General features: G+C 69.7%; 10 protein-coding genes and 1 CRISPR repeat array. Of the genes, 8 read left to right on the top strand and 2 right to left on the bottom strand.

What is annotated here, in order from left to right; genetic code table 11:
* Window positions 1-158: 158 nt before the first annotated feature.
* The 8 genes from CCN35_RS16120 to CCN35_RS16155 all read left to right on the top strand — a co-directional run bounded on the left by CCN35_RS16120 (window position 159) and on the right by CCN35_RS16155 (window position 8,330).
* Window positions 159-1,361 (top strand): cytochrome P450, encoded by a 1,203-nt coding sequence (locus CCN35_RS16120; protein ID WP_086793252.1) that lies wholly within the window; start codon window positions 159-161, stop codon window positions 1,359-1,361.
* A 290-nt stretch (window positions 1,362-1,651) separates the two neighbouring features.
* Complete coding sequence (locus tag CCN35_RS16125) at window positions 1,652-1,840, top strand: ferredoxin (RefSeq protein WP_067394198.1); 189 nt, start codon at window positions 1,652-1,654, stop codon at window positions 1,838-1,840.
* Window positions 1,841-1,859: 19 nt separating this feature from the next.
* A complete protein-coding gene (locus CCN35_RS16130; protein ID WP_086793254.1) occupies window positions 1,860-3,080 on the top strand; it encodes an NAD(P)/FAD-dependent oxidoreductase in 1,221 nt (406 codons plus the stop codon).
* Between the two features lie 22 nt (window positions 3,081-3,102).
* On the top strand, window positions 3,103-4,500 hold the full coding sequence (locus CCN35_RS16135; protein ID WP_086793256.1) for a glutamine synthetase family protein: 1,398 nt from the start codon (window positions 3,103-3,105) through the stop codon (window positions 4,498-4,500).
* On the top strand, window positions 4,497-5,243 hold the full coding sequence (locus CCN35_RS16140; protein WP_245863202.1) for a substrate-binding periplasmic protein: 747 nt from the start codon (window positions 4,497-4,499) through the stop codon (window positions 5,241-5,243). The genes CCN35_RS16135 and CCN35_RS16140 overlap by 4 nt, the downstream gene beginning before the upstream one ends.
* Window positions 5,240-5,956: a gamma-glutamyl-gamma-aminobutyrate hydrolase family protein gene (locus CCN35_RS16145; protein WP_067394209.1), complete on the top strand. Its 717-nt coding sequence runs from the start codon at window positions 5,240-5,242 to the stop codon at window positions 5,954-5,956. Before CCN35_RS16140 ends, CCN35_RS16145 begins: the two co-directional genes overlap by 4 nt.
* Window positions 5,953-7,533 carry an aldehyde dehydrogenase gene (locus CCN35_RS16150; RefSeq protein WP_086793257.1) on the top strand — a complete coding sequence of 527 codons (1,581 nt, stop codon included), beginning with the start codon at window positions 5,953-5,955 and terminating at the stop codon, window positions 7,531-7,533. Before CCN35_RS16145 ends, CCN35_RS16150 begins: the two co-directional genes overlap by 4 nt.
* A gap of 14 nt (window positions 7,534-7,547) precedes the next feature.
* The gene (locus tag CCN35_RS16155) at window positions 7,548-8,330 is read left to right on the top strand and encodes a gamma-glutamyl-gamma-aminobutyrate hydrolase family protein (protein ID WP_245863204.1); all 783 of its coding nucleotides are present in this window, start codon (window positions 7,548-7,550) and stop codon (window positions 8,328-8,330) included.
* Window positions 8,331-8,981: 651 nt separating this feature from the next.
* Here the strand turns inward: CCN35_RS16155 and cas2 are convergent.
* Together cas2 and cas1 are read right to left on the bottom strand one after the other, a co-directional pair.
* Window positions 8,982-9,266, bottom strand: a complete 285-nt coding sequence (gene cas2 / locus CCN35_RS16160) for a CRISPR-associated endonuclease Cas2 (RefSeq protein ID WP_067394213.1) — start codon at window positions 9,264-9,266, stop codon at window positions 8,982-8,984.
* Window positions 9,267-9,272: 6 nt separating this feature from the next.
* Window positions 9,273-11,150 carry a CRISPR-associated endonuclease Cas1 gene (cas1, locus tag CCN35_RS16165; RefSeq protein ID WP_086793258.1) on the bottom strand — a complete coding sequence of 626 codons (1,878 nt, stop codon included), beginning with the start codon at window positions 11,148-11,150 and terminating at the stop codon, window positions 9,273-9,275.
* Window positions 11,151-11,222: 72 nt separating this feature from the next.
* A CRISPR array of direct repeats spans window positions 11,223-11,553; the repeat unit is 36 nt; unit sequence GTTTCTATGCCCTGCGGGCGTCGTATCCAGCGGAAC.

Genomic DNA, 11,553 nt, shown 5'->3' on the forward strand with positions numbered 1-11,553 from the left:
CCCCGGCCCGTCCCGTCCCCGGCCCGGAAAGCCCCACCGCGCGCCCGTCGTCCGGCCGGCGGCCCGGGGAACTGTTTGTGCGCACCCCCTTGACAGTCAAACTCTAGGTTTAGAGCATTTGGGCCACCCCAACCGCTCCGAGAGTTGGAGAGTGCCAGATGACGGGCACCGTCCTCGACGCCGTTCCCTACTTCGACGTCGCCGATCCGAACTTCTCGATCACCTCAACCGCCGTGCACGAGGCACGTGAACGAAGCTGGTACGCCCGTACCAACTACGGCCTCGCGGTGCTGCGCTACGACGACGTCAACCGCCTTCTCAAACATCCCAAGCTCCGCCAGGGCAGCGTGGCCTGGCCCGCGCACAACGGAGTGACGGAGGGACCGTTCGCCCGGTGGTGGGACAGCTGGATCCTCAACAAGGAGGGCGAGGAGCACCACCGCCTGCGACGGCTGATGAACCCGGCGTTCTCCCCCCGGCTGATCGGCGGCCTGGTACCCCGCTTCCAGGCACTGGCCACCGAACTGATCGACGGCTTCGCCGAGCCGGACCGCTGCGAGTTCGTCTCCGAGTTCGCCGAGCCCTACGCGGCCCGTGTCATCGCCATCATGCTCGGCATCCCCGAGTCGGAATGGCCGGTCATCGCCCGGGAGTCGGCCACCCTCGGCCTCGCCCTGGGCGTGACCTTCCGTGAGAACCTGCCGAAGATCGAGGCCGCCCTCGCCCGGCTGTACGCCTACGCCGACGAGCTGATCGCCGACCGCCGCCGCACCCCGCGGGACGACTTCGTCACCCGCCTGGTGAACGCCAGCCGCGACACCGACAAGCTCAGCGAGCAGGAGCTGCGCGACGGACTGCTGCTGCTGATCTTCGGCGGCTTCGACACCACCCGCAACCAACTCGGCCTGGCCATGCAGACGTTCATCCGTCACCCCGACCAGTGGCGGCTGCTCGCCGAGCGTCCGGAGCTGGGCGGCAAGGCGGTCGAGGAGGTCATGCGGGTCAACCCCACCGTCCGCTGGGTCACCCGCGAGGCGGTGGAGGACTTCACCTACAAGGACCTGGAGATCACGGCCGGCACCACCATCCATCTGTGGAGCGAGTCGGCCGGCACCGACCCGCGGGTGTTCGGCGAACCGTCCTTCGACATCACCGCCGAACGCAAGCCCCACTTCGGCTTCGGCGGCGGCGCCCACCACTGCCTCGGCCACTTCGTCGCCCGCAGCGACATGAGCGAGGCCCTGCCGCTGCTGGCCCGGCGTCTGCGCGAACCGCGCATCCTCGACGGCGCCGAGTGGCTGCCCGACTCCGGCAACACCGGCCCCGTCCGCCTGCCCATCGGGTTCACCCCGGCCTCCTGACCCCCGCTTCCCCTCCCGCTTCGTCTGCCGACTACCGGCCTCCGGAGGCCCGGTTCACCGAGCCCCCGCCCCGGAGGCCCGACATCCCGCGGCCGGTTCCCGGGACCCGGCCTCCCAGGTATCCGCCCTCCAGGGCTCCCCCCCTTCCCGGACACCACCTCCTTCCGGACCTCACCGTCTCCCGGACCTCACCCCTTTTCCGCTCCCGGTCGCCAAAGGCCCTCACCCCCGGCTCCACCCCGGGACGCACCCTTCCTTTTTGCCCCAAAGGTTGCCCGAAAGGACCCACCATGAAGATCACCGTGGACATGAACCTGTGCCAGGACCACGGCCAGTGCGCGATCGCCGCACCCGAGGTCTTCCGGATGAACGACGAGGGCAAGCTCGTCTACGAGACCGATCCGGACGACGCGCTGCGCACCGAGGTCGAGGAAGCCGCGGACGTGTGCCCGGTCCAGGCCATCCTCATCGAGGGCTGACGGGACCGACAGGACTGACATGAGCGCGCACATCGCTGTGGTCGGTGCCTCCCTCGCGGGGCTCCGCGCGGCCGAGCAGCTCCGCGCGGCCGGGCACACCGGCCCCGTCACCGTCCTCGGTGCCGAGCGGTACGGGCCGTACAACCGCCCGCCCCTGTCCAAGGAACTGCTGTCCGCCCCGGGCGACCCGACACCGGAAGAGCTCCATGCCAAGGTGGCCTTCCGCCGGCGCGCGTCCGTGGCCGACGTCGACTTCCGGCTCGGCCTGCCGGTCGTCGAGGCGGACCTCGGCCGCGGACGGCTCACCCTGGAGAGCGGGGAGGCCGTCGCCTTCGACGCCCTGGTCGCCGCGACGGGACTGCGTCCGCGCCGCCTCGACCTGCCGGGACCCCTGGCCGGACGCCACGCCCTGCGCACCCTGGACGACTGCGTCGCCCTGCGCGGCGCACTGCACCGGGGCAGCCGGGTCGTGGTGATCGGCGCGGGCTTCATCGGCTGCGAGGTCGCCGCGACCGCGCTGCGCCAGGGCTGCCGGGTCACCGTCGTGGAACCCGCGGGCGCCCCGATGGTCCGGGTGCTGGGAAGCGAGCTGGCCCAGGCGGTGCAGCGGCACCACGAGGCCGCCGGGATCGCCTTCGTCATCGGCCGTTTCCCCGTGGGCTTCACCGGAGGGACCCGGGTCGCCGGCGTGGAGCTGGACGACGGCACCACCCTGGACGCCGACGTGGTCGTCGAGGCCGTCGGCTCGCTGCCGAACGTCGAATGGCTCGCGGGCAACAGCGGACTCGACCTGAGCGACGGAGTCCTGTGCGACAACCGGCTTCTCGCCGCGGGAACGGACCGCCTGGTGGCCGTCGGCGACGTGGCCCGTTTCCCCAACCCGCTCTTCGACGACGTACCGCGCAGGGTCGAGCACTGGTCCGTCCCGACCGACACCGCGAAGCGGGCCGCCGCCACCCTCACCGCGCTCCTCGGCGGCCGCACGCCGGACCCGGCCCCCTTCGCCCCCGTCCCCTCCTTCTGGAGCGACCAGCTCGACCTGCGCTTCCAGAGCTTCGGATCACCCGGGCTCGCCGACGAGGTCCGCCTCGAGGAAGGCGACCCGGACCGGCTCCCGGACGGCGTCCTCGCTCTGTACTACCGGCAGTCGGTGCACGTGGGCACCGTGGCCGTCAATCTTCCCCCTGCCCGTCAACGCGAGCTGCGCGGGGCGTTCGGCGCCCTGGCCGTCTCCGCCTGAACAGCGACATGCGAGGTTTCCCATGACGACCACCCTCTCCGGCTCCGCGACAGCACTCGACCAGCACCGCGAACGCAACGCGGACCAGGAGGTCCTCGAGACGCTGCGCAAGCGCATCGCCGACGCCGGTGTCGAGTACCTCTACTACCAGAGCGTCACCGTGACCGGCCGGGTCGTCGGCAAGGTCGTTCCCGCCGAGCAGCTGACGCGCAACGCCGAGAAGGGCGTCCAGATGCACCGCACGGTGATGGCCGACTTCCAGGTCACCCGGGACGGAACCCTGCTCGGCGGAGGCGCGGAGGCCGCCGAGTTCACCGCCGTCCCCGACCTCGACACCTTCGCCGTCCTGCCCTGGGACCCCTCCGTCGGCCGTTTCTTCTGCCGGCTGTACGAGCCCGATCACCGGCCGGAGATCGGCGGCCGGCCCCTGGCCACCGACCCGCGCGGCAACCTCCGGCGGCTCCACGAGGCCTTCACCGAGCGCACCGGACTCGAACTGCGCAGCGGCTGCGAGCCGGAGATGACCTGGACCGGCCCCGGACTCGAGGTGCACGCCCGCCCCGACTCCAGCCCCGCCTACCGCCTCGACCTGCTGGAACGCAGCCGCCCGATCTACCAGAAGGTGATCGGCTACGCCAAGGCCATGGGCTTCAGCATGATCGAGGGCGACTACGAGGACCCCGGCCAGGTCGAGCTGAACTGGATGTTCGACCACGCCGACCTGACCGCCGACCGGCTGATCACCTACCGGCAGATCTGCCGTCAGGTGGCACGCGAACTCGGCGTCACGGCCAGCTTCATGCCCAAGCCCGCCACCGGAATGATGGGCAACGGCTGCCACCACAACATCAGCCTGTGGCGCGGCGACGAGAACGTGTTCGCCGAACCCGGCCGCCGCGAACTGCATCTGAGCGAACTGGGCCGCCACGCGCTCGGCGGCATCCTGACCCACGCCGCCGCCTCCATGGCCGTCATGGGCCCGACCGTCAACTCCTACAAGCGGTACTGGGACTCCGGGCAGTTCGCGCCCGCGCGGATCAACTGGGGCATGGACAACAAGACCTGCACCGTGCGCCTGTCGGCGAACGGCCGGCTGGAGGTCAAGCTGCCCGACGCCATGGTCAACCCCTACCTCTCGCACGCCATTCTCATCGCGGCGATGGCCGACGGGCTGGAGAACCGGATCGACCCGGGCGAGCCGCAGCAGGGCTCGAGCTACGACACGCAGGATCGTTTCACCAGGCTCCCGCTGAACCTCGGTGAGGCCCTCGAGCTGTTCGTCGCCGACGACGTCATCAAAGACGCGCTCGGCGCGGAGACGGTCGAGCTGTACCACGCCTACAAGTCCGACGAATGGGCGCGGTTCTGCGGCTACGTCACCGACTGGGAGCACATGATGTACAAGGAGGACACCCCGTGACCGGGCCGCGGACCGACAGGGCGGCCGGCACGGCCGAACCGCTGCGGCTGGCCTGCATCGACTCCGACGCACCACCGCTGTTCCTCCCCGCCGACCCCGTCAGGGGACGGCGCGGCTACGAACCGGCCGTGGGCGAGCTGATCGCCGCCGAACTCGGCCGCCCCCTCGAGTGGGTGTACCTGCCATGGGCGGAGATGCTGCCCGCCGTGCGGAACCACACGGTGGACGCCGTGCTGTGCGGCCAGGGCATCACCGAGGCCCGGCGGCGGCAGGTGGACTTCACCCGCCCCTACGCGGTCTTCCACGAGTCCGTGCTCGTCCGCCGCGGCGACCCGGTGACCTCCGCCGCCGACCTGCGCGGCCGCCGGGTCGCCGCCATCGCGGGCAGCACCAACATGGCCCTGGCCGAGACGTTCGAGGGCGCGGTGACGGTGCCGTTCGGCGGCGACTCCGACGACGTGTTCGGCGACATGCTGGCGGCACTGAAGTCCGGTGAGGTCGACGCGGTCGTGGACGACGACGTCGTCTTCGTCCCGCTCGGTGAACACCCCGACTTCGACCTCGCCTTCACCGTGCGCACCGGCAACCGGTGGGGCATCGGCGTGGCCAAGGACCGCCCGGACGACCTGAAGGCGATCGACGCGGCCCTCGGCCGGGTCATCGCCGACGGCCGGCTCGCGGCGGCCTGGGCCGAGTGGATCCCCACCCTGCCCTACCCCTTCGCGACGGAAGGAGAACGGTGAGCACCCGCCCCGCCATCGCCGTGATCGGACGGCGCTCCCGGAAGGTCGCGGGCCTGCGCTTCGCCGCGACCGTCGCCGCCGAGGCCGTGTGCGACGCGGTGTTCGAGGCCGGGGGTGAACCCCTGGTGCTGCACGGCGGCCCCCGGCAGGCCCTGGACGGCCTGCCGGGGCGGCTCGCCTCCTTCGCGGGAGTGGTCGTCCCCGGCGGGTCCGACCTGGACCCGGCCCACTACGGGCAGCGCCCGCACCCGCGCACCGAGCCCGACGACCCCGAACAGGACCGGCTCGACCTCGCCGTGCTCCGGGCGGTCGTCGCCCGGCGCATCCCCACCCTGGCCATCTGCCGGGGCATGCAGGCGCTCAACGTGGTCTGCGGCGGAACCCTCGACCAGCACCTGACCGAGACCTCCGTCAGCCACCTGGACGCCCTCCACGAGGTCACCGCCGAACCCGGCTCGCACCTCGCCTCCGTGGTCGGCACCGCCCCGTTCAAGATCTCCTCGTACCACCATCAGGCCGTCGACCGGGTCGGCCGGGACCTCAGGGTGGTCGCACGGGCGGCCGACGGCTGCGTGGAGGCGCTGGAGCACACCACCGCCGACGTCCTGGCCGTGCAGTGGCACCCCGAGGACCTGGCCGGAACCTCCCCGCAGGACGGAGCGCTCTTCACCGACCTCGTCGAACGCGCCAGGACCCGAAAGGAGCCCGCATGACAGCGACCCCGGCCCCCCAGGACCAGGCTCCCCGGGACCGGGCCGTCCCCGAGGGAACCGGCCCCCGGGACGAGGCCGCCGCCCGGGCGATCGCCACCCGGACCGACCTGGAGAAGCGCTTCGCCGAACTCACCCTGCCCACCCGCATCCACCTCGACGGGCGAGGCGTCGACGCCCTCGACGGCGCCACCTTCGACCGGATCTCCCCCCGGAACGGAAAGCCGATCGCCAAGGTCAGCGAGGGCGACGAGAAGGACATCGACCGCGCGGTCGCCTCCGCCCGGCGCGCCTTCGAGTCCGGCGTCTGGTCCCGGCGCCACCCGCGCGAGCGGCGCGCGGTGCTCCAGCGCCTCGCCCGCCTGATCGAGGAGCACGCCGAGGAACTGGCGCTGCTGGAGAGCGTCGACATGGGCAAGCCGTACACGGACGCCCTCGCCGTCGATCTGCGGGTGACCGTCCAGTGCCTCGACTTCTACGCCGAGGCCGCGGACAAGATGTACGACGAGGTGGCCCCCACCGCGCACGACACCCTGGCCACCATCACCCGTGAACCGGTCGGGGTGGTGGGCGCCGTGGTGCCGTGGAACTTCCCGCTGATGATGGCGATGTGGAAGGTCGCGCCCGCCCTCGCGACCGGCAACGCGGTCGTGCTCAAACCCGCCGAGCAGTCCCCGCTGACCGCGCTGCGCATGGCCCAGCTCGCCACCGAGGCGGGCGTGCCCGACGGCATCCTCAACGTCGTCCCCGGGTTCGGGCCCACCGCGGGCGCCGCCCTCGGCCTCCACCGCGACGTGGACGCCCTCACCTTCACCGGCTCCGGCGAGGTCGGCCGGCTGTTCCTGCGGTACGCGGCCGACTCCAACCTCAAGCAGGTCTCCCTCGAACTCGGCGGCAAGTCCCCCCAGGTGGTGATGGAGGACGCCCCCGACCTGCGGGTGGTCGCCAAGGCCGTCGCCAGCGGCATCTTCTTCAACCAGGGCGAGGTGTGCTCGGCCGGATCACGGCTGCTGGTCCACCGAAGCATCAAGGACGAGCTGCTGGAGCTGGTCCTCGAGGAGAGCCGCCGCACCGTGGTCGGCGACCCGCTCGACCCGCGCACCGACGTCGGCGCCCTGGTGGAGCAGCGGCACCTGGAACGCGTCCTCGGCCATGTGCGCGGCGCCGTGGAGGACGGCGCCGAACGGCTGCTCGGCGGCCACCGCGTCCTCGAGGAGACCGGCGGCTACTACGTGGAACCCACCGTCTTCGACCGCGTCTCCCCGGACATGCGCATCGCCCGCGAGGAGGTCTTCGGGCCGGTGCTGTCCGTGCTCACCTTCGAGGACACCGACGAGGCGATCAGGATCGCCAACGGCACCGACTACGGCCTCGCGGCAGCGGTGTGGACACGCGACCTGTCCACCGCGCATCGTATGGCCCGCGCCCTGCGGGCGGGCACCGTCTGGGTGAACTGCTTCGACGAGAGCGACATCACCGTGCCGTTCGGCGGCTACGCCCAGTCCGGCTTCGGACGGGACAAGTCGCTGCACGCACTGGAGAAGTACACCCAGCTCAAGAGCACCTGGATCAAGCTGTGACCGAAGGAGGAGCAGTGGCGCCAGGCGTCACCGTGCACCGGCACGAGGTCGAGCCGGAGGGAGGCGGCACCGGAGGCACCCCGCGGATCGCCGTCCTGGTCTCGCTCAACTTCCCCGACTTGACCGAGCCGGTCGCCGACCTCGTACGCCGCTTCACCGGCACGACGCTGACCACCCTGCGGGACCTCGGCGCCGGCTACGAGCTGTACGACACCTCCGACACCGGCGCACTGCCCGACCCGGCAACGGTGGCCGGCCTCGACGGCCTCCTGCTGCTCGGCGGGGGAGACGTGGACGGCGAGCTGTACGGGCACACCGGCCCCGTGCCCAACTCCTACGGCGTGGACCGCAAGGCCGACGACTACGCCATCGCCGCCATCCGGGCGGCGGAGCAGGCCGGACGGCCGGTGTTCGGCATCTGCCGCGGATCGCAGCTGATCAACGTCGCGTTCGGCGGCACCCTCGTCCCCGACCTCGAGGACTACCGGCTCCACCGGGGCGGCCCGGGCGAACCGATGTTCCTCGACGAGCAGGTCACGCTCCTGGAGGGCACCCGGGTCGCGGCGATGGCGGGCGAGCACCGCGTGACCGTACGGTCGGGCCACCACCAGGCGGTCGACCAACCCGGCGAGGGACTGGTCGTCGCGGCCCGCGCCGACGACGGGACGGTCGAAGGAGTCGAACACCCGGAGAAGTGGATCGTCGGCGTCCAATGGCACCCGGAGGACCCCGACGGCTCCGCCGAGCACCGCACCCGCCTCTTCACCACCTTCCTCACCGCCTGCCGCCCGAACTGACACCCTCCGCCCCGGAGTACGTCGAACGGCCACCGGCTGATCTCCTTCGAGCCTTCGGCAACGAGAGGATCGGCCGGTGGCCGTCTTTGTATTTGGCCCTTGTATTCGGGGTCCGGTATCCGGGCACTCACCTCGGCGCTTGGAGAAACGCCTGTATTCGCACCCGGGTTTCTATGCCCTGCGGGCGTCAGTCTCGGTGGAACAGATCTGGGATCAGATCTTCCCTGGGGAATTGGTGCTGTTTCTATGCCCTGCGGGCGTCAGTTTCGGTGGAACTGCTCTTCCATGCTGCTTGTGCGTATGGTAGTTGCATTACTGTTTCTATGCCCTGCGGGCGTCAGTTTCGGTGGAACTGCAGAACATCCGGCTCAAGGCCAGCATCCGGACGATGTTTCTATGCCCTGCGGGCGTCAGTTTCGGTGGAACCCTTCGTCTGGGGAGGGGCCTGTGGCCTGCAGTGATGATGCCCGGTGCGCGGCGTCGTGTGCCAGCGTACCCGAGTAGGTGTGGCGCGCGTCACTGTCGACGTGGAGTGTGTGGCTGAGCTGCGTAAACGGGCCGCGCGGCAAAGGGCGTTTTCGGGGGTTGCGGGTGTGGTGCGGTTACGGCCGTCTCCGGTGTTGGGGTGAGTGCGTGGCATGGGGTGCTCCGTCATACGATCCAGAAGTCGGCGCGTTCCTCCAGACGGCGGTTGCCGAGGATGATCAGCTCGTTCAGGGTGGTCGCCGGGAGTGGGTAGAGGCGGATCTGGTCCTCGTCCCGGTCGATCAGCTTGCGTAGGGCACCGCGGAGACGCTGAACCTCTTTCTTCGTCGGCAGAGTGACCTCAAAGACGCTGTACTGGACACGGGCACCATGAGCGGCCAAGAGGTCGGAGATCTCGCCGCGACGGTCGTTGTCGGCGATGTCGTAGCTGATCAGCAGGGTGTACGGCATCGGTGGTCACCGCCAGCTGATGGGGATGTAGGCGGGGGTGCGGTCAGTGATGACGTCCGCGAGGTGACGGGCCTGGATGGTCAGGGCGGTGCGGTAGGAGACACGGCGCCCGGCCATCGGATGGCGGGCGGCGGTGAGCATACGGCGCTCGTAGGCGGCGAGAAAGACGCGGAGTGTGCCACGGTCCATGCGGCAGCCCTTCGTTCCCGATGTGTCGATGGTGAAACCGGCCGGGCTGACCTGGCCTCTGGTGCACAGACCGATGACGAGGTGATCGACGATCAGCGGGCGGAACTCCTCGACCAGGTCCAGAGCCAAGGAGGGGCGACCGCGACGCATCTCGTGCAGGTAGCCCACGGCCGGATCCAGCCCGGCCAATTCCACGGCGGCGACCGCCTCGCGGGTCAGGAGGGTGTACCCGAAGGAGAGCAACGCGTTGACCGGGTCGGGTGGCGGACGGCGGCGCCGTTGAGTGAAGGACCACATCGGGCCAAGGATTCGGCCGAGCGCGGCGAAGTAGTCGCGGCTCGCGGCGCCCTCCACGCCCATGAGCGAGGCTTCGCTGGTTGCCATGAGCGCGGACTTGCGGGCGGTCAGGAGACGTTCGGTGACCGGTTCCGCCTCCGCGAGGCGTCCGTCGCGAGCGGCCCGTAGCAGGCAGGTCCGCATGTTGCCGATCTTCCCGGAGACGAAGGCGGTGGCCAGGTCGAGCTTTGCCGCCCGTTTCTCGGTAAGCCGATGCTGAGCGTGGCGCAGCTCGACATCGGGTCCGTATGGACCAGTGAGACGGCCGAGGAACTCGCCGTCCTCCTCAGTCAGAACGAGATCGATACCGTGCTCGAGTGCTCGGCGCAGGAACGGACTGGTCAACGTTGCCGACGTCGTGCACACCACCTGCCGCACCCGGTCGAACGGCACTGACAGCAGTTGCTTGTCCTTGCGAACGACGCGCAGCCGGGCGCCCTTGGCGCGCAGCGACGAACCGGGTTCGGTGACATAGACAGTCGACTCCAGCGGTGACACGTACGTCGTGGTGCGGATTCCGGAACGGGCTGTGATGGTCTTGCCGAGGAAGTCGACGCCCTCGTCGAAGCTCTCGATACGGGATTTGTCCTCGTTCAACTCCAAGTCGAGGCGCCGCAGCGCCTCCTGCGCGATTTTCAAAACCTTCTCTCCGTCCGCCTGTGTGGCGACGGGGACCGCGAGGTCGTCGCTGTAACGCAGTACACGGAACCCGGCTCGCAACAGATCGCGGTCGAAGGAGTCCAGGTAGAGGTTGGTGAGCACAGGTGACAAGGAACTGCCTTGATGCAGGCCCCGCCCTTGCCGAATGCGGCGCGCGGCCGGGCCGACGCCCTTGCGATTCACCAACCGGCCGATCAGGTGACATGCCTCGGCATCTGGAACGACTTCCCGTAATCGTGTCAGTGCTGCCCAGCGTGGGATCCGCTCGAAGCAGTCCTTGATGTCTGCGCGAACCACCCAACGTGCGCCGTCGTCCCGGGCTTGCGTGAGATCGTGCAGCGCGTCCGCCACGGACAGTCCCTTGCGGTAGGCGTAGCTCCACGGCAGCAGTACGGCGTCGATCGTGTCGTCAATCACCTCCATCAGCGCCCGTTCCACGATCCGGTCCTCCACGGCCGGCACCGCCAGTAGTCGCTTCCCGCCGGATCGCTTCTCGATCTCCACCGCGTACACGGGAGATGGCTCCCAAGTGCCTTCGCGGAGCGCCCGACTCAGAGCTGCCAACCGCTCAAGGATCCCGTTGGAGTAGGCGGCCACCTGTGGGCTGACCTTGCCATCCTCCAGATCATTCTCCTGCACCTCCCGCCACGCATTGAGTAACACGGCCTCGGAGGCGGCATGGTGCAACAACTCGGCCAATTTGACCTCCTTGTGGGCATGAATTCCGGTGAATTAAATGACCGGCAGAAAGCCGATGTCACAGCCAACGGCTTCTCTATGCCCTGCGGGCGTCGTATCCAGCGGAACAACAGCTGACCTGACCGGCTCCCCGTCCCCCCTCACTGTTTCTATGCCCTGCGGGCGTCGTATCCAGCGGAACGGGGGGGTACACCCCTGGGCATCCGCACTACAACGGGTTTCTATGCCCTGCGGGCGTCGTATCCAGCGGAACCATCATTGAACTCAGCCTGGAGTGGGCGGCCCGCTCGTTTCTATGCCCTGCGGGCGTCGTATCCAGCGGAACATGAGCAGCAGCGATTGATTGTTGAATCAATGGATTGGCTGTGTTTCTATGCCCTGCGGGCGTCGTATCCAGCGGAAC

Origin of the sequence: Streptomyces thermovulgaris (genome assembly GCF_002155915.1) — a bacterium.
Classification (GTDB): domain Bacteria; phylum Actinomycetota; class Actinomycetes; order Streptomycetales; family Streptomycetaceae; genus Streptomyces; species Streptomyces thermovulgaris.